General features: G+C 40.9%; 28 protein-coding genes and 1 other RNA gene. 9 read left to right on the top strand and 20 right to left on the bottom strand.

All coding sequences use genetic code 11. The features are described from left to right. Positions 1 to 189: 189 nt before the first annotated feature. From SOO65_RS07115 to SOO65_RS07100, 4 genes are all read right to left on the bottom strand, one after another. Complete coding sequence (locus SOO65_RS07115; RefSeq protein ID WP_321398799.1) at positions 190 to 522, bottom strand: hypothetical protein; 333 nt, start codon at positions 520 to 522, stop codon at positions 190 to 192. 31 nt (positions 523 to 553) lie between these two features. Then, positions 554 to 1,420, bottom strand: a complete 867-nt coding sequence (locus SOO65_RS07110; protein WP_321398797.1) for a hypothetical protein — start codon at positions 1,418 to 1,420, stop codon at positions 554 to 556. A 921-nt stretch (positions 1,421 to 2,341) separates the two neighbouring features. Beyond that, complete coding sequence (locus SOO65_RS07105) at positions 2,342 to 3,490, bottom strand: class-III pyridoxal-phosphate-dependent aminotransferase (RefSeq protein WP_321398795.1); 1,149 nt, start codon at positions 3,488 to 3,490, stop codon at positions 2,342 to 2,344. A gap of 181 nt (positions 3,491 to 3,671) precedes the next feature. Beyond that, the gene (locus SOO65_RS07100; protein WP_321398793.1) at positions 3,672 to 4,061 is read right to left on the bottom strand and encodes a winged helix-turn-helix transcriptional regulator; all 390 of its coding nucleotides are present in this window, start codon (positions 4,059 to 4,061) and stop codon (positions 3,672 to 3,674) included. 107 nt (positions 4,062 to 4,168) lie between these two features. Between SOO65_RS07100 and SOO65_RS07095 the strand changes: the two genes are divergently transcribed. Continuing rightward, complete coding sequence (locus SOO65_RS07095) at positions 4,169 to 4,528, top strand: DoxX family protein (RefSeq protein WP_321398790.1); 360 nt, start codon at positions 4,169 to 4,171, stop codon at positions 4,526 to 4,528. A 197-nt stretch (positions 4,529 to 4,725) separates the two neighbouring features. Here the strand turns inward: SOO65_RS07095 and SOO65_RS07090 are convergent, their stop codons facing one another. The 3 genes from SOO65_RS07090 to SOO65_RS07080 all read right to left on the bottom strand — a co-directional run bounded on the left by SOO65_RS07090 (position 4,726) and on the right by SOO65_RS07080 (position 6,558). Beyond that, a complete protein-coding gene (locus SOO65_RS07090; RefSeq protein WP_407677003.1) occupies positions 4,726 to 5,190 on the bottom strand; it encodes a DUF1697 domain-containing protein in 465 nt (154 codons plus the stop codon). Positions 5,191 to 5,256: 66 nt separating this feature from the next. Continuing rightward, positions 5,257 to 5,649, bottom strand: a complete 393-nt coding sequence (locus SOO65_RS07085; protein WP_321398786.1) for a RidA family protein — start codon at positions 5,647 to 5,649, stop codon at positions 5,257 to 5,259. 12 nt (positions 5,650 to 5,661) lie between these two features. Next, positions 5,662 to 6,558, bottom strand: a complete 897-nt coding sequence (locus SOO65_RS07080) for an SDR family oxidoreductase (RefSeq protein ID WP_321398784.1) — start codon at positions 6,556 to 6,558, stop codon at positions 5,662 to 5,664. Between the two features lie 89 nt (positions 6,559 to 6,647). Between SOO65_RS07080 and SOO65_RS07075 the strand changes: the two genes are divergently transcribed. Beyond that, complete coding sequence (locus SOO65_RS07075) at positions 6,648 to 7,574, top strand: AraC family transcriptional regulator (RefSeq protein ID WP_321398782.1); 927 nt, start codon at positions 6,648 to 6,650, stop codon at positions 7,572 to 7,574. 371 nt (positions 7,575 to 7,945) lie between these two features. On the opposite strand, the gene SOO65_RS07070 is transcribed toward SOO65_RS07075, so the two are convergent. Beyond that, complete coding sequence (locus SOO65_RS07070; RefSeq protein WP_321398781.1) at positions 7,946 to 9,133, bottom strand: sensor histidine kinase; 1,188 nt, start codon at positions 9,131 to 9,133, stop codon at positions 7,946 to 7,948. Between the two features lie 281 nt (positions 9,134 to 9,414). On the opposite strand from SOO65_RS07070, the gene SOO65_RS07065 reads away from it, so the two are divergent. From SOO65_RS07065 to SOO65_RS07055, 3 genes are all read left to right on the top strand, one after another. Then, positions 9,415 to 10,782, top strand: a complete 1,368-nt coding sequence (locus tag SOO65_RS07065) for a sensor histidine kinase (RefSeq protein WP_321398779.1) — start codon at positions 9,415 to 9,417, stop codon at positions 10,780 to 10,782. Between the two features lie 139 nt (positions 10,783 to 10,921). Further along, positions 10,922 to 12,364: an ATPase domain-containing protein gene (locus tag SOO65_RS07060; RefSeq protein ID WP_321398776.1), complete on the top strand. Its 1,443-nt coding sequence runs from the start codon at positions 10,922 to 10,924 to the stop codon at positions 12,362 to 12,364. After that, positions 12,361 to 12,732 carry a response regulator gene (locus tag SOO65_RS07055; RefSeq protein WP_321398773.1) on the top strand — a complete coding sequence of 124 codons (372 nt, stop codon included), beginning with the start codon at positions 12,361 to 12,363 and terminating at the stop codon, positions 12,730 to 12,732. The genes SOO65_RS07060 and SOO65_RS07055 overlap by 4 nt, the downstream gene beginning before the upstream one ends. A 26-nt stretch (positions 12,733 to 12,758) precedes the next feature. Here the strand turns inward: SOO65_RS07055 and SOO65_RS20785 are convergent, their stop codons facing one another. After that, positions 12,759 to 12,956 (bottom strand): hypothetical protein, encoded by a 198-nt coding sequence (locus SOO65_RS20785; protein WP_407677002.1) that lies wholly within the window; start codon positions 12,954 to 12,956, stop codon positions 12,759 to 12,761. Between the two features lie 251 nt (positions 12,957 to 13,207). Here SOO65_RS20785 and SOO65_RS07050 point away from each other — a divergent pair, with 251 nt between their 5' ends. From SOO65_RS07050 to SOO65_RS07040, 3 genes are read left to right on the top strand one after another with little or no spacing between them, the layout of a single operon-like run. Then, positions 13,208 to 13,573, top strand: a complete 366-nt coding sequence (locus SOO65_RS07050) for a response regulator (protein ID WP_321398771.1) — start codon at positions 13,208 to 13,210, stop codon at positions 13,571 to 13,573. A 57-nt stretch (positions 13,574 to 13,630) separates the two neighbouring features. Continuing rightward, positions 13,631 to 15,082 carry an ATPase domain-containing protein gene (locus SOO65_RS07045; protein WP_321398768.1) on the top strand — a complete coding sequence of 484 codons (1,452 nt, stop codon included), beginning with the start codon at positions 13,631 to 13,633 and terminating at the stop codon, positions 15,080 to 15,082. After that, the gene (locus SOO65_RS07040; protein WP_321398765.1) at positions 15,079 to 15,456 is read left to right on the top strand and encodes a response regulator; all 378 of its coding nucleotides are present in this window, start codon (positions 15,079 to 15,081) and stop codon (positions 15,454 to 15,456) included. Before SOO65_RS07045 ends, SOO65_RS07040 begins: the two co-directional genes overlap by 4 nt. Before the next feature lie 97 nt (positions 15,457 to 15,553). On the opposite strand, the gene SOO65_RS07035 is transcribed toward SOO65_RS07040, so the two are convergent. The 11 genes from SOO65_RS07035 to ssrA all read right to left on the bottom strand — a co-directional run bounded on the left by SOO65_RS07035 (position 15,554) and on the right by ssrA (position 23,403). Beyond that, the gene (locus SOO65_RS07035) at positions 15,554 to 16,375 is read right to left on the bottom strand and encodes a nucleotidyl transferase AbiEii/AbiGii toxin family protein (protein ID WP_321398763.1); all 822 of its coding nucleotides are present in this window, start codon (positions 16,373 to 16,375) and stop codon (positions 15,554 to 15,556) included. Further along, positions 16,372 to 16,959, bottom strand: coding sequence for a type IV toxin-antitoxin system AbiEi family antitoxin domain-containing protein (locus SOO65_RS07030; RefSeq protein ID WP_407676989.1), 588 nt, complete (start codon positions 16,957 to 16,959; stop codon positions 16,372 to 16,374). Before SOO65_RS07030 ends, SOO65_RS07035 begins: the two co-directional genes overlap by 4 nt. Before the next feature lie 263 nt (positions 16,960 to 17,222). After that, a complete protein-coding gene (locus SOO65_RS07025) occupies positions 17,223 to 17,954 on the bottom strand; it encodes a hypothetical protein (RefSeq protein ID WP_321398761.1) in 732 nt (243 codons plus the stop codon). A gap of 24 nt (positions 17,955 to 17,978) precedes the next feature. Further along, positions 17,979 to 19,178, bottom strand: a complete 1,200-nt coding sequence (locus tag SOO65_RS07020) for a tyrosine-type recombinase/integrase (RefSeq protein ID WP_321398758.1) — start codon at positions 19,176 to 19,178, stop codon at positions 17,979 to 17,981. Positions 19,179 to 19,186: 8 nt separating this feature from the next. Continuing rightward, complete coding sequence (locus tag SOO65_RS20780) at positions 19,187 to 19,342, bottom strand: helix-turn-helix domain-containing protein (RefSeq protein WP_407677001.1); 156 nt, start codon at positions 19,340 to 19,342, stop codon at positions 19,187 to 19,189. A gap of 8 nt (positions 19,343 to 19,350) precedes the next feature. Beyond that, complete coding sequence (locus SOO65_RS07015) at positions 19,351 to 19,665, bottom strand: single-stranded DNA-binding protein (protein ID WP_321398756.1); 315 nt, start codon at positions 19,663 to 19,665, stop codon at positions 19,351 to 19,353. A gap of 15 nt (positions 19,666 to 19,680) precedes the next feature. Continuing rightward, positions 19,681 to 20,049 carry a hypothetical protein gene (locus SOO65_RS07010; protein ID WP_321398754.1) on the bottom strand — a complete coding sequence of 123 codons (369 nt, stop codon included), beginning with the start codon at positions 20,047 to 20,049 and terminating at the stop codon, positions 19,681 to 19,683. Between the two features lie 194 nt (positions 20,050 to 20,243). Next, entirely contained in the window at positions 20,244 to 20,978 is a 735-nt protein-coding gene (locus SOO65_RS07005; protein ID WP_321398752.1) for a replication-relaxation family protein, read from the bottom strand. 20 nt (positions 20,979 to 20,998) lie between these two features. Beyond that, a complete protein-coding gene (locus tag SOO65_RS07000; protein WP_321398750.1) occupies positions 20,999 to 22,393 on the bottom strand; it encodes a TraM recognition domain-containing protein in 1,395 nt (464 codons plus the stop codon). Further along, on the bottom strand, positions 22,393 to 22,746 hold the full coding sequence (locus tag SOO65_RS06995; protein ID WP_321398748.1) for a helix-turn-helix domain-containing protein: 354 nt from the start codon (positions 22,744 to 22,746) through the stop codon (positions 22,393 to 22,395). The genes SOO65_RS07000 and SOO65_RS06995 overlap by 1 nt, the downstream gene beginning before the upstream one ends. 289 nt (positions 22,747 to 23,035) lie before the next feature. Next, positions 23,036 to 23,403, bottom strand: a transfer-messenger RNA (tmRNA) gene (ssrA, locus tag SOO65_RS06990). A gap of 112 nt (positions 23,404 to 23,515) precedes the next feature. Between ssrA and SOO65_RS06985 the strand changes: the two genes are divergently transcribed. Next, positions 23,516 to 24,487, top strand: a complete 972-nt coding sequence (locus SOO65_RS06985) for an extracellular catalytic domain type 1 short-chain-length polyhydroxyalkanoate depolymerase (protein WP_321398746.1) — start codon at positions 23,516 to 23,518, stop codon at positions 24,485 to 24,487. The last annotated feature ends 16 nt before the right edge of the window (positions 24,488 to 24,503 follow it).

The following is a 24,503-nucleotide window of genomic DNA, read 5'->3' as shown; positions in this document are numbered from 1 at the left end:
GATCGATCTCATTTTCATAATCAGGGATATTTGTTAAGAAAAGATCCAGCACACTTTTACGTAAGTACCGATTCAGGAAAAGTGTGCTGGAACCATAGTTTTAAGAAGGGCCATTTACGTGTGACTTGCCACATTTTTGCCACACGTTTCGGAAACCGTAGAATAAGCACTTCCTCTAAGAATGATTTTCTACTTAATATGTTCCCTCAATAAATCAGCAACTCTTTTATTTCCTCTTTTTTCAAGTTCTTCAATGAAAACATCCCAAGGTGGGATGTTGCTTTTGTATGGATTTGAACATGAACCAGTGAATAATCCTCCACCTGGACCAGTGAATAAACCTCCGCCTGGGCCAGTGAATAATCCACCACCTGGGCCCGTGAATAATCCACCACCTGGTCCTGTGAATAATCCTCCGCCTGGACCAGTGAATCTTCCACCACCTGGTCCTGTGAATAATCCTCCGCCTGGACCAGTGAATCTTCCACCACCTGGACCAGTAAATTGATCTCTAGGCCACATAAATTATCTCCTCTTGTAATTAAACAACTACTTAAGCTTCAGTTCGAATTTTTGATGTATCTATTACAACAAAACGCATATTTATTTTTTGAATTTCTTTTTGATCCAAATCTAATTGCTCTCTCAGAGAATTTAATATTGTCTCTTCTTCAGTAGAAACATTTTCATCTAGTATTGATTTTATTAGACCACCCACAAGCTCATTCTCAGCTTGTGTACGTATAGGGCTACCGATCCTTCCCAAAAATAAATTTTCTAAAAAAATGGATAAACAACAACAATAGTTTGTTTCATCTGGATTTGTTTTTCTGTTTTTACCCATCTGTACAGTGACCTGACCCGCTTTTCCACAAATCGCTTTCACGGGTCTTAATATGGCTGAACTGAAAAAACTGAATCCAGCATCTTTCCCATTACTTTCTGGAATAAAAAAACCATATGAACCAATAGATGGATAAACAGCATTAGAAAGTATTGTTGATGGAACTTTATTTTTAATTTGTCCTGTCGGCTTCACAGAAGGACGATTATGTAAAAGATCCCATTGCGTATGATCTACAGAGTACTTGTGTTTATACCTTTTCGCATGGGAGATACTATTTTTGGTAATTTTAGCTTGAAGAAATGTTATCTTAACTGGATGCTGCTTTTTAGATGAAAAAGATATGATAACAAGGTCAGACAGCTCGCATTTGCCATATTTTTTTATTTTCTTAAAGTTAGTATCTTGAATCGAAAATTTTACATACGATTTTGCATGATATTCTTTAACAACAATACCCGGCTTTTTACGAAGAGCAGTGTGAAGTGATCTAAAGCATCCAACCTCGTTAAGCTTTTTTCGCTTTCTATTTTCTCTAAGATAGAGGTAAACAATTTGTTTTATAAGTCGATTCATTATCTATCACTTAAAAAGTTAAAGTCGCCTTTTACAGAAAATGGTCTTCATGGCTTTAAGTAGCATCGTGCTAAACCCATTTCTTAATTAAGAAACGATCTCTAATCATCATATTGTCTTAGTTGCTCATGAATAGGCAGTGAGATTTGAGGTTCCACAACATCGTAAATAATATAGCTTGCAGGCCTTTTATCAAAAATATGACCTTGAGTAACGAACCTCTTTATACTTGCTGTAACGACTGCTGAAATGGCGACTATTACTAAATAGTGAACGAAGGTGAAGCTCTCACTCTTTTTATCAACGATAATATAAACCCTAAATATTTTAAGGATAATCCGTCTTAGCATTATAGATTTATCGACATTTTATTATTGTGAATTTACTTAAGATTTCTTTTCTTGCCACATTTCTGCCACACGCCCTTACGAGTGTGTGAGAAGCAGTAATGTTTTCAATTAGTTTGGGCACCGTCTGAAATTTTTAGTGATGGGAATGTCTCCGCGCCTCCACCGCTTCGATGAACTCGCTCCAATGGTAACAACGGGCGGAATTGAACCGCCGACCCCAGCTTACCATCTTCGCTCGCAGCCTCGGGCATCCCGTCCTCGTCATCGAACCCACGTCCGAAAGACTTTCCAGTAGAGAGTCCCACGTGCGGCTCCAGTAAGTTAGTACTGATACTATTTCTGATCTTTACTGAACTAGCAGACAGTCGTTGTTTTTAAAGAGTTTCACGCCAAATCTCCCGGTGATTTAGATTTCCGAGATTTCACCCAACCTCTTTACCAGCTTTTTGTTATCGGTGCTGGCCCCTCAGGCTACTTCCCAATCTCTGAGCAAGCAAGTGGCAGGAGAAGCGAACAGGTGTAAATCCTTCGGTTTCGAAGTGCTTTAGAAAGAAATAAGTAGGACTCATCATTACAAACTCTTCTCCAGTATATCCAACCCCGCCTTAGCAGTCTCAAAATCGATATCAAGGGCCGGAAACAGAGTCGTGCCTTCCGCAAGGATTAGACCTTTCTTGAAGGCCCTTTCCGTCACTTTCTCGCCATAATCTGACTTCCCAAAATCCAGATGCATGGCCATGCCCATAATATTCATCTTTGGAGTTTTTTTGAATTCCATCTGAGAGAATCTTTGTTGGAAGTATTCATTCATGAATTGAATATTAACCTGTAATTCGTCCCAATGCTTTTGAAAGAAGCGCACACTTGCGATCGCCGCGGCCACACTCAGAGGATGCCACCCGTAAGTGGAATAAGGGTAATTTTCCTCTTGCATCGACTTCCCTACTTCTTTATTCAAGAGAGTGGCACCAATGGGAGCAGCTCCAGCTGAGAGGGCCTTCGCAATACACATGATATCAGGCTCGATATCAAAATATTCTGTAGCGAAGAGTTTGCCTGTTCGCCCGAAACCAGTTGCGACTTCATCCATGATGATAAGCGTGCCGTACTTTCGACAGAGCTCTTGCATTCCCTGCATGAATGCGGCTTTTGGAATCATCACATCCAAATTCATGCTCACGGGTTCCATGATGAAGGCGGCCACTTTTTTGCCCTTGAGTAGCTTTTCCAAATCATTGAGACTTTCTTCCGTGAGAGGTGGCTTTAATTTTTTCCAATTAAAGAACGGCGAATCTCCCACTAAACCTTGAGTCGCAATCGAGTTCCCGTGATAGGCCCCATCAATTGCGATGAACTCTTGCCTTCCCGTATGGGCCATTGCTGCCTGAAGTGCAATTTCCACTGCTTCAGTTCCACCTGTGGCCCGAAAACACTTTGTTAATTTCCCCGGAGTTATCTCTGACAAAAGACTTGCAAGCTCGAACCAAGGTTCGTATTCAAAATGAGGATAGATGTATGTAGGTCCTTTAAAGTTTCGGATGGCCTCATCAATCTGTGGATGCTTCCAGCCTAAATTTCCTACGCACCAACCAGAGCTGAAATCGATATACCGCTTTCCTTCTTCACTGATGAGATAGCTCCCTTCAGCGTCTTTAATTCTCAGCGGCTTCGCTTCTTCACTTTTCGCAAAATGTTTTTCTTCTCTAGAATTGATTTGCATAAAGGAACCCCTTATTTTTCCACTATTCTTCTAGTGTGAGGGAGTTTGGGCAAGTCGCACTAATTTCAGACAGCATAGCTCTTGATTGATGCCTTTCATAATCCTCATAATTTTACTAAGGATTTCTATCACATCAATAAGTCCTAGTGATGAGTAGAACAGGAGCGATTCATATAACCATCTAACTTCTACTCGCTTTCAAATCAAATTTTTCCCGCGACTTCTTAATCGTTCCCCAATTACCTTCAATCCATGCCATGAGTTGGCCAACTGGAACTTTCAGGTTTTTACCTAACTTCGTTAATTGATATTCCACTCGTGGAGGCACTTCAGCAAAGACTTCACGATTAACCAGGCCATCTCTTTCGAGATTCCTAAGAGTGGTCGTTAACATTCTTTGGGAAATACCAGGAATTGACTTTTTAAGGTCAGAGAACCGCGCCTTCTCGTCTGGAGAATTGGCGAGCAAACTGATGATCATCAAAGACCACTTGTCCGCGACTCTATCTATGAAACTTCTAAGTTCACATTTTTGGGGATCATATCCTGGGATCGTGATTGTTTTAGCCATTGGTTCCCTCGAGTATACCTAGTGAATTGAATGTGCCATCTTTGCAATTCAAAATAGCATGTTAGGATCAGTCTATAAAGAGAACCCAGTATACAAAAGGAACTATCATGAAAAAAATTTGGATTGGACGTGTAATTTCGGCTTTGCCTGTTTTGATTTTGCTTTTCAGTGCTTCAATGAAACTAACTAAGAATGCCGATTATATTAAAAATATGATTAATGCCGGAGTTCCTGAAACTCTCGTCCCGACTTTACTCATTCTTCAATTGTTATCAACTATCCTGTATGTGATTCCTAAAACAGCTTATATTGGTGCGGTTTTAATTACTGGCTATATGGGCGGAGCAATTTTTACTCATTTAAGAATTGGAGAGCCAGTCGTGTTGCAAACTCTTCTTCCAATCTTTGCTTGGCTTGGGCTTTATTTAAGAGATGAGAGACTCACGAAGCTTATGCCAATCAATTAACTTCGGTAAAATTTAAAAGGTGGTGGGAATGTCTTCGGGCATCCCGCCTTTGTTTACTGTTCATTTTGATCCCAAGATAGACACGATTCTTGAGATTGAATGATTCAATGGAAAGTGGAAAAAAGCTTTAGGCGCTGAACCGGACACTCTCTACGAAGATATCAACGAATTAACTGTTTTGATTCCGTAAGGTCTACTTAAGCACGCACGACTTTTTGGACCGTCTCCCAAGTGCGAGTCGTGACGTTTTTGCCCAACGACTTCTCAATCAATTGCATGAATGCAGGACTCTTTGGAGAAGGTACATAAACACTGAAGAGCTCTTGGCCCACAAGACGGAGCATGCGAGCATTATCAAGCTCGAATGGTAGCTTGAGATCAACTGATGTGTTGTCACGCCGGAAAGTAACTACACGCTTAGATCCGACCTTAAGTTTGAAATCGGAGTAGGGATTCATATCAAGCATCTTCTGAAGATAATCCACAGATCGGACACAGGTGAGAAATTCGCGACCAAGTCCTTTTTTGATGGCCGCCTCCACTTTTCTTTCGAGTGATGACTCTGCTGTCTTCCTTGAATCAAACACAACATTCCCACTGGCAATCACCGTTTTCACATTCGTGAATCCGGCATCCTCAAGACACCTCTTGAGGTCCGGCATCTTGCAATTCATCGGGCTGACTCCCCGAAGGAAGGCTACATATCTAGGCATGGGACCTTTCTGAGTTCAAGGATTCATCTGCGCGATGACCTTAATCTCAAACAAAAACCCAGACAACCATGTTACCCCTACGGCCGTGACCGTCGGAAATGGCTTTTCTCCCCAGTTTTTCTGAAAGACTGGAAAGATTTTTTCGAAGTTCTTCTCAGGATCAACGATAAATATGGTCACATCAACCACATTCTCAAAACTACAACCAGCAGCCGATAAAACACTATTAAGATTATCGAACGCCAATTGGACTTGTTTTTGTATATCTGGCTCAGGTGTTCCATCTTTCCTTGCTCCAACTTGTCCAGATACGAAAAGAAGGTCGCCGGATTTTACAGCAGGAGAATAACCGTGCTGTTCATAGAGGGCATGCGGATCACGAGGGAAAATAGCTTCACGTTTAAACATATCGATTCCTTTTTATTTGTTATAATATATCCCTGAATCTAAATCATCAATTAATCCCACCTCTCGAGGCATCCACCCAAGTTGATTGCGAGTTTGTTCGGAGGAGGTCGGCACGTCCTTCAGCATAAAATCACCAAGCCAGCCAAAGTGGCTCGAAGCCTCTTCTTCTGAAATTGACTTCACTGGGATGTTCAATCCTCTCCCAATAGCTAAAGCAATGTTTTTCGTTGCGATGCCTTCTTCGCCTACCCCGTGATAAACCTGACAGTGACCGCTCTTTTCTAAAGCCAGACGGAAAAGCCTGGCAGCGTCTAGTCTGTGGACCGTGGGCCATCGATTTTTTCCTCCTCCGACGTAGGCAGAAAAGCCTTTTTCACGTGCAATTGCAATAAGCGCTGGAACAAAGCCATGATCACCTTCACCGTGAACACTAGGAGAAAGTCTAACAATAGAAGCATTTACCCCTTTCGCCGAAAGGGTCAGTGCAGCTTCTTCCGAAGCGAGACGCGGAATATCTTTCGAAGTTCCAATTCTGGAATCGTTCTCCCGTCCCATCACACCATTCTGTAAAACAACAGTCCCTGATGTGACGACGATAGGTTTTTTGGTTCCTATGAGTGAAGATCCTAGCGCTTCGATTACTCTTCGATCACTCTCACAATTTTCCACATATTGAGAAAAGTCGTGATTGAAGGCCGTGTGAATCACACCATCAGATAGAGCTGCTCCGCTCGCTAAGCTCTGCAAATCACCTAGATCTCCGCGATGTACTTTTGCTCCGGCTTCAAGCAGGGACAGTGCAGACTTCTCAGAGCGAGCTAAACCTAGAACCTCATGTCCTGAGCGAATCAATTCTTTTACGACAGCAGAACCAATAAAGCCCGTAGCGCCAGTAACAAATATTTTCATAAGATCTCTCCTTCAAAAAATCTTATCTTAAAGCAGGGGGACGAGATTTTAAATGCTACAAAGTGCGATGGTTATGCTAAATAGTCCAAATGAATAAGACCGATATACTTTCGACGACGCTTACAAACGTGCATCTCAAAACTTCCGTTAGCCGAGGCTTCGAAGCCGGAGGGCGCACGGTGATAGAATTTCCAGGATATGAAGGCATAAAGTTCAACGTCATCTTACGAGGGGAATGCTCCCTCTCAATAGTAGGAAGTCGCCAGAAATATCATTTCAAAACGGGTGACTGTTTCCTTATGACTCAAGGGAAACCCTTTTCTATTGGAAGGGATTTAAGCAGCAAGAGAAAAGTTAACGCTTTAACCGTCCTTTCGAAGAACTCCGAAGGTACTGCATCATTCAACGGCGGTGAGGACTTTTTGTTAACGGGTGCCCTTTTCACATTCGAAGGACCCTTTGCGAAAGTCGTTCTAGAAAAGCTTCCACCCGTCATTCATATCCCAGAAAATCTTGATCAAGCCTTGGTTCTTCGATGGGGCCTTGAGCGTTTTCATTCGGAGTACCTCAATCAAAGGCCCGGTAGGTCAGTCATTCTAAATCACCTTGCTCCGATCATGCTTCTACAGATCTTCCGTGTGTACCTTCAAATAGAGAAAAAGGAGTCGAATTGGATTACTGCGCTCGAAGATGCGAATTTGATGAAGGTTATTGAATCCATGCATACCGATTTCGGAAAGAATTGGAGCCTGGAAAGCCTCGCAAAGCTCGCAGGAATGTCCCGATCTGGGTTTGCTCTAAAGTTTAAAAACCAAGTGGGCTTCTCGCCGCTGGATTATCTCACGAGGTACCGAATGCAAATCGCATGCGAATTACTCGAAAAGCGCGAAAAGAAGATTGCTGAGATCTCACAGATTGTCGGATACGAATCTGAGAGTGCCTTCAGTTACGCTTTCAATAAAATAGTGGGACATCGACCTGGTCGACATGGATCAATATTCACACCTGGACGCTGAAATGTGCTTGGTGGGAGTGTCGCCTCCGCATCCATGCTCCGGCGCCCTTGGGCTTCTTCGAATCCAGCCTCGCCCATCATGGGCACGTCTTCTTAAATCAAAAAAAAGGGCCAGCATTTCTGCCGGCCCTATTTTTTCGATTTCTGGTGGAGGTGGTGGGACTGATTAATTACAAAAACTTATAAGTCGTTTGTAGCCAAAATAGTCACGGCCCGTAGGATTTCAAATCATCTTGTGATTTCCGCGAAACTTTTATTGTCACAAGACCTACTAAACGCTCAAAAATGAGCTCAAGTATGCTTTGATTTTAATGCTACTCATTTCCGTAGTCCAGACATAAGCCGCTAATTCTTTTTAGATGAGGATCTAATTTAAATGGGAAGTATAATAAAGAAAGTGGTTCCTTCATCCTTTGAGCTTCTCACTTCAACTTTACCATCATGGCCCTCGGCTATACCTTTGACTAAAGTCAGACCTATCCCCCACCCCAGTTGAGACCCATTTTGAACATTCGATCTATGGTAGTACTCGAAAAGAGAGGCTTGATCCTTTAATGGGATAGGATTGCCTTCATTATGTACCTGAATACATAATTCAGTTTTAGTTTGATTTAGGGAAACTTTTATTGGTTTATCTGGAGCCCCGTATTTTATTGCATTTATCATGAGATTTTCCAGGGCTCTCTTCAAGCCGCTGCAATCAAACCTACCTTTTACTGTTGGGATCTTTTCAGTTTTAAATCGAGGTCCATATACCTCTGATAGATCTTCACATGTCTCTTTGATTATGCTTCCAAGGTCACATTCCACCTTCTGCAATGAAAGTTTTCCACCACTTCTTAACATCTTACTATCTAGAAGGTCTTTGATCATGACATTAGATCTATCAATATTTTTTATGATCTTATTTGCATATTTGAGAACACTTGGAAGATCATCCGGTCGTTTGACTATCATTTCTGCGCTGGACTTGATGATGGAGAGAGGATTTCGCATATCATGGGTCACGGTGGAGAAAAATGTCTCTCTTTGTTTACGTTCATTCCTAAGAAAATTCGCTTCATCCAAGGCCAAGTTCTTTGCAGATATTTCTTTAGAGAGCCGAGCATCTTTGAAGCCTCTTTCGTAGGCAAACTCTGTAGCTGCTTGAGTCATTCCGTTATCGATAGCGAATAATATTTTATCTCTCTCAATAGCTGGAAAAGTTCCATCTTCCTCCAAAGCTGAAAAGATTAAGGAGCGAAGTAAACGAAATTCAGAGATGACCTGATCCAGAGTATAACTAGCTATTTTAGCGCGTGACTTTCCATGTTCACGTGATGCTTCAACATTCTCCTTGAATAGATCCCAATTATCTAAGTCTGCTTCCAAAGAAATAATTTTTGCAATAGATGTTATAAATTCAAATAAACTATTCTCAAGCGTTCTATCATCGAGAGTCTTTGCAGATGGCATTGTTTGCCGCACTTTCTGAATGAATAGAGCTAACAATTTTTTGCGGTTATCTAGAAGCATTTGCCCATAAATTGATCGATACATTGCTTCTTCTAGTTGTGGCATTTGAAATATTTCCTCTATTCGCTCAATGTAACTATTATCTTCTCATAAGAGTTAAATGCATTTTCGGAAGGTCAGGCTGGGAAGTCAAAATGAGATGCATAAGAAGCTACAGACAGTACGATTTTGCGCACATTAGCTTTTTCATTATTTATCCATAATATTTCACAATTTATTAATCTACGTACTTCACTTCGTGAATTAATATCGACATGACTCACTTAAGTTCTCTGCATTGAGGCACCACATTTGACAGTCATTTTTTGAACTCTCATAATGCGAAGATGGGAGAACCCGAAAACAGAAACGATATATCATCTCATTCACAGTTAAATCAAAAGGCTGAATTCGACCTCGATTACCGCGCCCTTTTTGTATCCGCTCCTGGAATGTATTTGGTTCTTTTACCTGACGAGAATTTTACTATCGTCGAGGTAAGTAACTCATATGCAGAAGCAACCATGACAAAGCGAGAAGAAATTGTAGGACGTGGACTTTTTGAAGTATTCCCAGACAATCCCGAGGACTTGAAAGCAACCGGGGTAAATAATCTTCGTGCATCTCTGAATAGAGTTATCAAGACCAAGGCCCCCGACGCCATGGCAGTCCAGAAATATGATATCCGCCTTCCTGCCTCTAAGGGTGGAGGATTTGAAGAGCGTTATTGGAGTCCGGCAAATACGCCTGTGCAGGATTCTAACGGCCGGCTTCATGTCATCATACATAAAGTTGAAGATGTGACTGATTATGTTCGCTTAAAGCAACTCGGGATGGAAAAAGATAAATTAACAGAAGATCTCCAACATAAGACGAGTCAGATGGAATTCGATATTCTTAGGCATTCTCAGGAATTGCAAGATGCGAATGAGAAACTTCGGGTGAAAATCATAGAAATCAAGAATACGGAGAAGGATTTGAGGGATGCGATTAAAGCTCGTGACGAATTTTTATCCCTCGCTTCCCACGAACTAAAAACACCACTTTCCTCGCTTAGGCTTCAAGTGCAACTCAGAAAGCGCAAATTTGAAATGGGAAATCTAGATGAATTCTCGCCAGAGCGCATTCCCGCCCTTTTACATGATGATGAGCGACACTTGAATCGTCTGATCCGTCTGGTAGATGATATGCTTGATGTTTCGAGGCTCGCAACGGGAAAATTTCAGCTTTCAATTGAAGAAACAGATCTTGGAGCAGTCGTCCTCGAGGTAGTCAATAGATTTAGACCGCTGCTCGAAAGCTCAGAAATTGATATCAATTTAGATACAGCTGCAAGAGTCGTTGGCCAATGGGATAGCCACCGCATTGAACAGGTAGTTACGAACCTTCTTACAAACGCCATGAAATATGGAGAAGGGAACCCCATTTATATTAGAATATCTAAGCTGGGCGACAAAGGGCTTCTGACTGTTCGCGATGAAGGAATTGGAATCGCGGAGGTCGACAATAAGAGAATCTTCGACCAGTTCGAGCGAGTGGCCTCACAAGACGAAGTAAGTGGGCTGGGTCTGGGACTTTATATTACGAAGCAATTTGTAGAGGCACATGGAGGTAAGATTCATGTTGATAGTAAGCTAAATGAAGGCTCCACTTTTACTGTAGAACTTCCAATTTACGCTATGAAAAACTCCAAAGATCACAATGTTTCCCCATAAAAGAGTGATTCACTCTATGATAAATCCCTATCTGCCACAGCCGCGTAGAAACATGTCCAAATAAATTTCCAAATATTAATCATTTAAAGCCAACAAAAAAGGCCATGATGTTGCATGCATATTTGTAGGAGTATTTGCCATGCCTAATGAATTAAAAAAAAAGATAATAAAGACTAAAGTGCATGGTCTTGACGAGATACTAGGTGGAGGACTTATCCGAGGAAGTATTTATTTGATAGATGGCCCTCCTGGTTCAGGAAAAACAATTCTCGGAAATCAAATCATTTTTAATCTCGCCACCCCGAAAGACCCTGCCGCATTTATTACTTTACTCGCAGAAATGCATGGCAAAATGCTGGACCACATTGGTGAGATGAATTACTTCAACAAATCAAAAGTAGGAATTGATATATCTTATTATGGTGCATATCACATTCTTGAGGCGGGAAAATTAGCAGCGTTAAGAAAATTCTTGGTTGATCTTATACATGCCCAAAACCTTAAGTTCATTGTTATTGATGGCTTCAAAATCGTTGATTATTTTTCTTCTGTAGAAACGGAATCCGCAAGATTTGTTCATGAATTGAGTGCCCTGGCCAGTACCACTGGATGTACGCTACTACTCCTCAACCAAGGAACAAAATCCTTAAGCCCAACTTCTTTAGAAGCTTTAGTTGATGGCATCATCGAATTGAAATTAATTGATACCGGTCTTAGGACAATTCGCGAAATACAAATTTATAAAATGCGTGGCTTGGATCAGAATAAAGGCCATCACGTATTTAATATCTCTGCTGACGGGATTAAAATATTTACTCGAACAGAATCGCGAAAAATGGGAAGATCCATCTTCAAAAATTCACATAGTAATCTTAAATTCGGAATAAAGTGTCTTGATGAAATGTTGATTGGAGGAATCAAAGCTGGCTCCACCACATCCTTGATTGGCCCTCCAGGATCAGGAAAAACATTTTTTGGTTTAAAATTTCTCGAAGAAGGTCTGAAGCTTGGAGAAACTTGTGTCTTCTTTGGATTTTATGAAGAACCCTCTCAACTAGTAACAAAAGCTGCAAGTATAGGCATAGATCTTACTCCTTATCTGGAAAACCAAAGATTGATAGTGTTTTGGTGTCCTCCAACAGAAAACTTAATCGACGAGATTTCAGAAACGCTAATGAATCTCATTACAAAACATAGTGCTTCAAGGGTTTTTGTTGATGGAATTGATGGCATCAAAATGTCTTCGGTTTATCCAGAAAGATTTTCGAAATATGTAGCGGCTTTAAGCATTCTTTTGAGATACAGTGGTGCAACTTCTCTCTTGACAGAAGAAACCTCCTTCAACAACGATTTATCACTTAAGCAAGGTGAGCATTCTGCATTAATAGAAAATATAATTTCTCTTAGATATGTTAATGTATTTTCCAAACTTCATAGATTGATTGCAATTTTGAAGGTAAGAGAAAGTCCATATGATACTAGTTCAAGAGAGTTTTCAATCTCTTCTCAGGGTATCGACGTGAACCAAAATTCTTTCTTCGCAGATGAAGTTGTGGAACATAAGAATCCGAGAACGTTATGAGTTTAAACATTCTCGTCGTAGACGACGAAAAAGATCTCACAGAACTAGTTAAGGAATTGCTTGGACTGGAAGGGCACACTGTAACGACAGCGTATAATGGGAAGCTTGGTCTTGAAGCATATCTAAAAATAAAGCCCAATCTCATTATCACAGATCAGATGATGCCTGTGCTAGATGGTTTAGGTATGATTAGAAAGATACGAGAAGAGTACAAAGACAATAATGTGAAAATTATTTTATCCAGTGCAGGAGTAAAGCACTTAGGTGCAGAAGTTCAATGGGACCTATTTCTAAGAAAACCTCCAAATATTGATGATTATCTCAAAGCAATCCAAAAATTATTCCAGCACGCTGGTGCCGATCAATAAAAAGTTTTAAAGGTCTAAAAATCTTTTCATCTTCCGTCATGGGAAGAATCAAGAATATTATTTATCAAATTTAGAAGCTTATATAAATTGAAAGGCTTACTAATAAAGTAAGTCATATCTCCACTCTCTGACATTGGCCTGATCCCAGCGCTCATTAGAATAACAGGAGTCTGCTTCAAATCTGCATTTTGACGAATTAATTTCAAACATTCCACTCCACCCATAAATGGCATCATGATGTCCATTATTATGAGATTTGGTCTATTCATAGTGGATAGAAGATTTAAAGCCTATACACCATTTCTTGCCAAATAGACAGAATGGCCTTCTATTTCAAGGACATTTCTATAGTTGAACTGATGTCATATTCATCATCACTACAAGGATATTGTGCATAAATTCCCTACCCTCTACGAGTTTACATCAATTACCTCTCGCCTGTAAAAATCCTTAAAAACAATAAAATTGGGAATCAATGGCGAAAATTCTCGTAATAGAAGACGAATATGATATTTCCAGCACACTAGAAATGCTTCTCTCTGACGAAGGCTATGAGGTAGTGATTGCTCAGAATGGACAGGAAGCCCTTGATCGTCTTTCTGAGATAAAACCAGACCTAATCATTAGTGATATCATGATGCCGTTTAAGAATGGATACGACACATTAGAACAAATTCGGACACTTCCTGAGTACCATCTTACCCCCTATATACTGATGAGTGCTGGCGGCGCTCCAGATCCTGCTCGTAAACCTGAGTGGAATTACTTTTTTAAAAAACCTTTTAATATCTACAATATGCTCGAAGTCGTTGCAAAGCTCCTTAAAGATAGCTCAAAGTAAATCCCAATTCAAAAGTATGGTTCTAAAATTGCATTTTCCTTTTCGAGAGGAAAAAAGATGCCAAGAGAATTACTTTTAAAAAAGATAATAAAAACAAACATAAAAGGTTTTGACGAAGTTCTCGGCGGAGGACTCGTTAGAGGTAGTATCTACTTGATCGAAGGTCCTCCGGGCTCAGGAAAAACCATCTTAGCCAATCAGGTTCTATTTAACCTCGCAAATTCAGAAGAACATGCTGCTTTTATTACATTACTGGCTGAGTCGCATGGAAAAATGCTCGACCACATCGGAGAGTTCAACTTCTTTGATGAGAAGATAATCGGGAGCTGCATCTTTTTCTATGGGGCATACCAGACACTGAAAGAGGGTAAATTGACGGCCTTCAGAAATTATTTAACAAAGGTCATTCATGATTCAAAATTAAAGTTCATGGTCATTGACGGATTTCGAATTGCGAATAGCTTTTCGTCAGGCGAAATGGAAGTCGCGACTTTTATTCATGAACTGAGTGCACTCGCAAGTACAACTGAATGTACTATTTTAATTTTGAATCAGCCAACCTATCCGAAGTCTTCAACTTCCCTCGAAGGCTTAGTTGATGGGATCATTGAATTGAGTAACGCTGACGTTGGACTAAGAGCGATTCGTGAAATTCAAATTTATAAAATGCGCGGCTTGAAGCAGAAGCAAGGAAAGCATGTTTTTAAAATCGATGAAAATGGCCTGAACTTCTTTCCCCGTACAGAGGCAAGAGACCCACAGAAAATTTCGGTAAACTCAAAATCCAATAAGTTTAAATTTGGAATTACCAACCTGGATCAAATGCTTGATGGCGGAATTATACCTAAATCTATAACATCAATCATTGGGCCACCTGGATCAGGTAAGACCATCATAGGCCTAAATTTTCTAAAAGAAGGGCTTCAGAGTGGCGAAACTTGTCTATATTTTGGCTTTTATGAAAAGCCTGATCAAATTTTATCAAAGGCAAGTGCTATAGGTTTGGATCTTTCATCATACGTGAAAAGTAAAAAGCTAATCATTTTATGGTTTCCTCCTACGGAAAATCTTCTAGACGAGCTTTCAGAAATTCTCATCAAATCTATTACTGAACATAAAGCTGCTAGAGTCTTGGTCGATGGGATAGATGGAATGAAAATGTCTTCTGCTTTTCCTGACAGATTATCATTTTATATGGCAGCCTTAAGTCTTCAGTTAAGGGACAGTGGTGCTACAACAATTGTAACAGAAGAAGCCTCTTTTAACTACGAAACTATCTTGAAGTTTGGAGAACATTCAGCTTTGTTCGAAAACCTTATCTCTCTTCGCTTCGAAGAAGTAAATTACAATCTCCATCGACTCATATCAATTATGAAAGCAAGAGAAAGTGAATACGATACGAGCGTTAGAGAGTTCACGATCTCAGCAGATGGGGTCTTTGTTAACCCCGAAACATTTTCTCTTGATAAAGTTTCAAATTATAAAATTGAGAGGAGTCAGAAGGAATGACTCTAAAAATACTTGTCATCGATGACGAAACCGAAATTGCAGAAATAATCAGAGACTTGCTGGAAATGGAAGGTTACAAAGTGGAGTCGGCCTATGATGGAAAATCTGGAATCGAGGTTTATCTGAAGTCTAAACCTGATTTGATTATTACTGACAATATGATGCCTCTTATGAGCGGCGTAGAGATGATAAAATCAATCCGTGAGATACACGGTGATAAAAAGGTAAAAATAATCTTATCTAGCGCAGGTCTTATGCATCAGAATGTTAAAATTGAGTGGGACTTATTTTTAAGAAAACCACCCAATATCGAGGAAATTCTTAAGGCTATTCAAACTCTCTTCCCTGAACGGGACGAGAAACAATCTAATTGAAAAAAGTCCTGCTACTTAAAAAGGCGTTTTGATCGAATGTTGAGATTAAAACAAGCTATTGAATACTGTATTTGTAGTCCTCCATACGTACTCTCCGTTAAACGAGTCCAATTTTAACAAGATATCCATTGATTGCGTTGATCGCCTCGGAAATGTCCTTCGGAGCAACAGGAACCTTCCTCTGGAAGGACAACCAAAGGCCTATCATTTCTTCCTGAGCGGGTTCAATTTTCTTGAGTTCTGTTTTCCTATTTTGAAATGTCTTCTGAATAGCGGAAACAACTTTCTCTTCATCAAGTACACCTTTTGTAATTAAGACATGACAATCAAAGTAGTCTTTCATCCTTGAATTAAGGGCACCAAGATCAATAATAGCCTGAAGTTTTTCAGAGAAAATAAACTCTGGAGGATATGCAAGAATACTAACTCCTCCCTGACTAATAAGTGGCTCCCCTTTGTACTGGAGGACATCAAACTCCATTTCAAATTCATCAACGACATCACCGATTCCCAGGTCGACCTGCAAGCGATCTTTAGTCTTACCAAGGTTCACCTGTATATTGATTCTATATCCAGGATACTTTTTGCTCTGAACGTCCAATTGCTCACAATCTATAAATGAAAACTTAAAAGAGTCATCCAGTTCGTTGGCTAAAATCTCTTTAAAAACTTGCTCTATGACTCCAGCTTCTGCTGCAACTCTTCTAATGAGAAAATCAATGTCAATCGTCTCTCTTCCTCCATCAATAAATTGCTTTAAGCAAAGTCCTCCTTTAAAGATGAGTTTGCTGCGATGAGGAGACACTGCAACCCTTGCCAGCAATCTCTCAAAGGATAACGGCTTCAACAGATCATTGAATGTCTTCTTTTGATCTTTTGCTATTGCGACAAGGCGTGCTTTGATTTGTTCCTCGTTCATGCGTGTTCCCTAATTTTTGAAATCTCTTTAATCGTATCCTTAAAAGCTTTTCCTTTAAGGGATGGGTAAGACTTTGCCTGTGCAGACGCTATGTCTTTTAGAATTTTTAGAAGCTTAACTTCCTTAAGTGTCACTGCGTAATTAACAAGCTTCACGATATTAATTTTTGATTCTTCTTGATTTAGATACATTCTAAGACTTGTAACAGAACTTTCTTCGTCCAAATACTTAAAGGCATCCACAATACTTCTTTCCGGATCTGTGATTTTAACCACGACTCCAGAAAGTTGAATTTTAATTATTCCGAGTTCTAGATTTCTCGGTCGAATCATTCTCACCATCGAATTTTTTATTGGGGGATGATTGTTTGGAAAGGCAAGCCAGAAGGAACGAGCAAATTCTTCTGTGACCTCCCAGTAAGAGAGAGCCGAGATGAGGCAAATAACTGCGTCTTTATATGAACTCGCAGTTACGGCCAGATCATAATATTTCCAGTCTTCACCACTTGGATCAACTCCAGCCAGTGCATAAAGGCCTCGACTTATTCTTTGTATCTCACCTTTCTTAAAAAGATGAGTAAGCATGCGCGCACTTATTCCAAGTGCCTCAGCATCCTTAGAGCTGAAAGTCCCCTTCGAAAATTTGCTTTTAAGCTTCTCTAGCATCATGTAAGTATCCTATGTCTCAAAGATGGTTTGACATATACATATTACATCAACAAGCCAGTGTAATCAACCTATGTCACCATGAAGGTATCGACATAACTATATTACATCTTTAACCAGACAATAACCTATTGTTATTACGTAGCGTTTATCTAAAGTAGATTAAAATAGCCCAAAAATCATCAAGTCCATTGCTCGCTATATTGCGTCCAATAGTCAGGAGGTAGGTCCATGGGGGACAAGGTTCCTACATCCAAATTGAAGACGACACTTTCCCCTTGGATTTGTACGTCCTTAAACACAAATGGGTTTGACGGATTAAAAGCCCTAATATGAGTTTTCACATCAGTCCTTCTCCCATCAATGAAGAAGAATGAGAAAATCTTCTGCGCCTTCTTGGATTCGTCTTCTTTTTTTAGTCCCTGATGAATGTGATTATTAGCGGTGATTTGGGAAAGAAACGGCTTACAAAAATATAAGGACGCCAATTCATCATTACATTTTTTATAAAACTCAAACGTCTTATAAAAAATTTCATCTAAATTCATAAGAAAATGCTTTTCACCAAATGTAATCTCTTTTGCGGGATAAAGATTGGACGAATAGCGAGAATGGTAAACCTGATCCAGCCAAAAGAGAAAATCTGTACTGAAATTTAAACCATGATGTTTAAAGCCCTCTTCAGCACATAAGTAGAGTTGATATGGCTCATGAACACGCTTATCAAATATTTCATCATACGCAATGTTAATGAATGATTTAAACAGCTTCTCTATAGCAGTTGTTGCTAACTGAATTGCCGGAAGGATATGCTCCTTTTCAAAAAGAATTCGAGCAGCAAGATAATCTTCCGTGGCATCGGAAGCGAGAGTAAAACCAAAAAGATTTTTATTTTGAATTTTAGAGTTTTTCATAAATTCACTATTTCACGAACAGATTTAATGGAGCAACTTAATATGCTCGGTCACACCTTTTTCCTCTATTCCCGCTAGACGCACATACCTAGCCATCGTTTTTAAATCCATCCACCCACAAACCTTCATCACTTTAATTGGTTCTACCCCTGATGAAATGAGTTGAGTCGCAAAGCAGGCCCTCAGGGTATGGAACTTTATGGGACTCAAACCAACTAAAACACAGAATTCTCTCAAAACCCGAGCCTGTGCACCCTGGACCCACATTTCAATACGGGGAAGAACAAAATCCAAACCAACTGAGTCACGACCACCACCGCGACTGCCGGTAAAACCACCACCACCATGATCTCCACTTTCGCCGCCACCACAACTATGAGTATGGTGATTTCTGTGCTGCTGCTGCTGACGAAGAGGGAGCAGAAGCTGTTTTAGCTCTTGTGAGACTGGCACTGTCCTCCAGTATCCCGCCTTGGTGCTCTTAAACTCCTTCGTCCTCTTATTGTATGAACGCTGAACCGTAATCAGCCCCTTCTCTAAATCTACATCACTCCACTTTAGTGCAAACAATTCACCGTTCCTCATCCCCGTGAGAAGGGCCACAGCCCAGATCGGATACCAAGGATGATTCTTATCTCTGGCCTCCTTTAGCAGCTGTCGGATCTCTTCCAACTTCAAAATCTCCGGCTTCTTGTCTTCTTTTAAAACAATCTTCAAACCAAAGACTGGGGAGTGAGTTACTCCCCGAATGATCTTTGATTCGATTCCCCAATTGAAAATCATGTTGATGGTGTTCTTCAATCGTTTCTGAAAGGCTTTGGTCCGTCCCTGGGCTAAGACTCTATCTAGTACCTCTCGGCCATCACCACGGCTGATATCGGCTGCAGGCGTATCTAGCCAGTCCTTTGTCCAGGTATGCATCATCGATACATAATCAGAAACAGTAGCAGGGTTGTACTTCCTATCCATGAAATATGGAGAATCTACAAAAGTGGCCCATTTATCAACAACCATTCGCCATGTGAAACCATGCCCCTCACCCTGAGCCACTTTCATTGTGAGTTCCTTGACCAGTGCCTTCTCAGTTCTCTGAGCTTCAGCCATTGTTTTAAGGCCCGTCACGCGTTTCTGAAATCGTAAATGTGGCATTGGACGACTACGAAGATTTACATAAACAGAATAACCCTTTTCACCTTTGGGTCCTGTCCACTCACTTATTGCCATATTTCCTCCTAACCAATTCCCGAATCAATTAAGCGATCTATCTCTGACTTTTTAAAATAAAGGCGGCCGTGCCATTTGCGCTTCATCAAAAGTCCTCTTGAGACTAAAAGCCAGATTGCGTTTTTTGAACGACCTAAATATGTAGCAACCTCATCAGAGGTCATCCATTGCTTCATTCTTTGAAGTCCATAGGGTATCCAACTTTATCAGCGGTTACTTCACAGTATCGTTTGATTTCCCCTTGTTCGTTTGTGAACTCTTTTTCCACAACTCGGCCTTGCACAAAAACATTTCCTCCTTTCTTAAGTAGAACCTGACAGCTCTCCGCTTGCTTCCCCCAAACTATTACTTTATGCCAAATAGGTTTCTCTTGCCCGTCAATTTTCTCTGCTACAGCTAGATGACAAATAGCCTTTTGATTTCGAGTATATTTAAGCTCCGGTTCTTTACCGAGAAGTCCGTAAAAGATAATCTTTTTCTGATTCATTTTCGCTCCTTCTTATTAGCTAATTCCAAGCTTCTTCACTAAAAATTCACCAAGGCTTAGAGTTGTGCCAGCCTTCTTGTTATGGTCATCAAGAAGCCTCTGCACCTTCTCCATTTCTCCAAGGCTTGATTCCTGGATTTTATCGATGTCTTTATCTGTGAGCTTGCTAACAGCATAAAGACAGAGGTCTTTAAAAAGGATTACCTTCCCGTAATCCTTTTCATTGCATTTCTTTAGAAGACCAAAAATCAAATCCAAAGAATCTTTTTCATTACTCAAGTCCACGAAAAACTTTGATTGCTCTTGATTTAGACTTACATCCTTCTTTTGATTTTTGGGCTTCCTTCCCCTTTTTTTATTCTCTACTACATTCATTTCTTCCATTACCTTCCTCCTCTCAAATAACTGCCTGCTAATCGACCTTTCTTTCAAACCGCGCGTAGAATGTGACTCCCGCTATCGAACACGTGAGAGAGAGGGAGTCACATTCGTCACGCGCGTTTCCCCATGGGTTCCAACGACTTAGCAGGCAGGGAAAAATTGAATTGCTCATCAGTTAATTCCTATTTGATGCTCAGTTAATTTCTTCTCAAGACATCATCCAAGGTAATCTTTTTCCCCTGAAGCACTCCTTTAATCTCAGAAGGCTTATGAATTCCAGACGACAGCTCAGGGTGACAGAAGAACATGAATTTGCTCATTGAGGTAGAGCCAAGCTCTTTTTCTGCCTCCTTCATGTATGTTTCCATCATCTTTTCTGTCGGAAAGAGATACATGGCGTAGTTGTAGAATGTGCTGTCCTCGTATTGCTTCATTTTCTCAGTGATTCTTGAATTACTTTTACGATTCAGCTCCAGCTCAAAAGCAATCTTGTACATGTGCCCATTTTTCTCAAGGTGAAGAATGGCGTCTGGAATGATTTTATAGATCGTTCTAAAATTTCTTTTGTCATTGATTTCATGTTCCAGTTCCACATCGTCCACAAGGCCAGAGTCATAGAGACGGTGAGTAATCTCAGAAACCCTTAGATCGTGAATCACTGTCTCATTTGAAATGGCCGTCGGATTGTCTTTGAGTGAAAGCAAGCGTTCTCCGCTTGGGCCGAGAAAGACAAATTTCTTGCGAGAATATGGGTCTCGGTATGCCTCAAGAATTTTATCTTTTTCAAGCTTTCTGATGACCCTACAAAAATTATGGTAGTTCGGCGCACGCAAACACTCCTTCCTTAGTGAATTAACATCCATGACCCTCCACTTATGAAGCGGCGTAAGGTAATTGAGATGAAGACTGTTGATATTGGTTCTTTTATCCATAAGACCTCCTTAGTAATTCTCTAGACAATTGAAGGTGCCGAGTGTTTGGCAGCGTTATCTTTCCTGAGGACATCCCATCTTCTATTCCTCACGTTGATCATATTAACCCTTGTGGGCCCTTGCCTTAAAAGCACACACTGGCCTATTCCAAGGTTCTTAATAATGTCCGGGTGAACGATAAGCTCATAAACTTCACGTTCACTTCCTGACTTTTGTTGCTCACCGTTTTCAATTCTGTAGGTTTGCTTCTTAGCGAGAATTGTTCCAACGGCATCTGCAAAAAGTGAGGCTGAGCTATCAAGTCTTTGTTTAAGGATAAAAAGATTTCCGGCGTTCTCGATAACCTGTTTGGTTAGGTCTGGATTTACTCGGTCTATATCGGATGCCGTTTGAACAGCAAGGGTAAGTTCCATTCCGGCACCACGACACTTATTTTGTAATTCGATGAACTCAGGAGTAACAAGAGAGCCAAATTCATCAAAATAAATACTAATCGGATTTTCCAATCCCTTGGAGTCCTCTTTTGATAATGTCTTATAGGAGTTATAAAGAAGTTCCCCTAAAAAGAGTTTCCCTACCGCTGTAGCCGTTTCTCCATAGCCTTGAGTAGATAAACCTATATACAGGCAAGCCTTTTCATCACGTATTTTTGATAGAGTGAGCGCATCTGGCCCATCAGAATTTAGAATCTTTCCGAAGTCTGAAACAAGAATCGCCTCAATTTTAGCAATAAGCCCAATATTCTCTTTGCTCTCGAGTCGCACCAATTCATCGAAGACCTTCTTTAGAGTAAAGCCTTCACCATCCTTTTCAAGTTTTTGCAAGGCCTTGGTTAAACTTCTCCTTGAAGCATCTCGATAGTATGGTTCTGACCAATCAAATGACCTCATGATCCTATCAACCACTTGGTTAACAGTTCCCTCCATCAAAGGATTAAGGGAAATGGACTTTATTTTAGGAGTTGGATCTCGCTGAATAATTCCCATGTCCACAGCATAGGTGAAAGTGGCCCTAATATATTTTAGGATGTCTTTCCTTAAAGCCTCAGACTTGTGACCAAGACCATCTAAGACAAGCTCCCTAATATCTGAAGTTGTGATCTCATTTATTTGTTTCTTCTCCCATCTCGGAACGGTATGGGAATAGAGGCCTGTTTTATAGTTATAAACAGTATTATTAGCGATTCCTCTATTTCTGAAATGCTCTATGAACCGATCTACGATCTCGGGCCATAATGGAAAAAGAGAGCGATTAAACTTCTGTTCCATTTTAATGATGAGTTCGTTATAGGTTCTTTTAGCTTCCTCCATGGTCTTAATTCCTGTCCTGGTAAGACTTGTCGCCTGTTTAGTAACAGGATGTCTTCGGCTATAGCTCACTCGATATAACTTCTTGGCTTCATCGTATTTAATCATTAGAAGGACTCCAAAATGTTTTTGATGGTTCTTAACTTTGCGGGGCTTAGGCGTTGTAAAATTCTGATGCATTCAGAAAGGGTATGCTCAGGGACCGAAAACTCATCGCTCTGCATTTTTTGAAATTCCTCATAGGTGTACCCATAAGCTCCTAGAAGCTTCAAAATTAATTGAGGCGTTAAATCTAATCTTCCGTTCTCTGCGTGATTTACAATGGCATCAGACTTCCCGATTAAGCGTCCGGCCTGCCTCATAGAAAGATTTCGAGACTCCCGCAGAAACTTCAAGATTCGGGCATCTTTTGTCATGACCTTGGTGTCTGATCTTCTGGTTTTCTTTTTGATAATTTTCATGCACTTCCTCCTCAGGAATTAGGGTTAAAGTGCTCTTCAGATACGCAAAGTAGTTGAATCGTTTTAATGACTTAGTTTTGCCTCTTGTGAAAATTAACTACGCAAAATAGTCCTGAGAACTTTTCAAGATTTTCGGTGTAGCCACAAATAGCCACATGGAGACAGTTTGAGACAACTCCAGACAGGTTTGTAGCTCGTCGATAATCGCCAAGTGATTGTAATTAAGTCGCTGAAATGAAAGATGAAATAAAAAAAGCCGCAATCGCTGCGGCTTTTTTAAGAAATCCGATGGTGGAGGTGGTGGGAATCGAACCCACGTCCGAAAGACCTTCCAGTAGAGAGTCCCACGTGCGTCTCCAGTAAGTTAGTACTGATACTATTTCTGATCTTTACTGAACCAGCAGACAGTCGTTGTTTTTAAAGAGTTTCACGCCAAATCTCCCGGTGATTTAGATTTCCGAGGTTTCACCCAACCTCTTTACCAGCTTTTTGTTATCGGTGCTGGCCCCTCAGACGTTAATTAAAACTTAGTTCTAATTAAGCAGCCATTGCGTAATCGTTGCCGATTAACAAGTGATCGACTTTTGAAGTGGCCTGTCGATCAACCACTGCACGCACTCAATCCTTCTAATCCCCCGTCGAAACCTGGGCACCCCCGGATTTAAGTTCATCCACTATATCACAACGCAATAGGTCTCACAAGGAGTGAGCGGAACGGTTTAGTCAAATTCCTATTGCCTCTATTTCCACTCTCACCGAAGCTATTATTATGAAAATCATAACGACCCTTACCCTACTTTCCCTCTCATTATCCCTCTATGCTGGACCATTCCGCGACAAGATCCGCGAGCGCTGGCTAGCCCGAGAAATGCAGGGAGACACTCCAAAATTGACCGACACGCTGAGATCGATCAAGGTTGGGGACAAAGACCGTTACTACATCATCCACGTGCCTAAGTCCTATCAGCAGGTAAAACCCGCACCACTTCTCCTCGCTCTTCACGGCGGAGGCGGCAACATGGAGATTCAAGCGGCCGATCGCTTCTACAACATCATTTCAAAATCTGAGAAAGAAGGCTTCATCGCCATCTTCCCGAACGGTTATTCAAAGTTTCCATCGCAGAAGTTTGCAACCTGGAACGCAGGCAACTGCTGTGGCGATGCTCGTGACGTGAACTCAGATGATGTGGCCTTCTTACGTGCTCTCATCACTGATATCACTTCAAGATACAATATCGATTCAAAACGCATCTACTCCATCGGAATGTCTAATGGTGCGATGATGTCTTATCGCCTCGCCTGCGAACTCTCAGATGTCATCACAGGCATCGGCGCAGTCGCCGGAACTGACAACACCACAACTTGCACACCTAAGAATCCAATCTCCCTCATTCACATTCACGCCAAAGACGATACCCACGTGCTCTTTAACGGTGGTGCCGGTGAAGATGCTTTCCAAGATAGATCCAAGGTCACAAACTTCACATCAGTGCCAGCGACAATTGAAAAATGGGTGAAGTTCAATGAATGTAATCCAAAAGCAAAACGCGTGTTGGATAAAAAAGGTGCTTACTGCGATCAGTATCTAGAATGTAAAAACAATGTATCAGTTCAACTATGTGTGACTGAGAACGGCGGACACTCTTGGCCCGGTGGTATGAAACCTCGTGGCGTAGGCCCTCGTCCAAGTGAGGCGATCTCGGCCACTGATACAATCTGGGAATTCTTGTCAGCGCCTTAATGTTCATCAATTGTTG

The organism is Peredibacter starrii (assembly GCF_034259205.1).
Lineage (GTDB): Bacteria > Bdellovibrionota > Bacteriovoracia > Bacteriovoracales > Bacteriovoracaceae > Peredibacter > Peredibacter starrii.
Note: the sequence above shows the minus strand (reverse complement) of the source record. Positions and strands in the feature narration are given on the sequence as shown.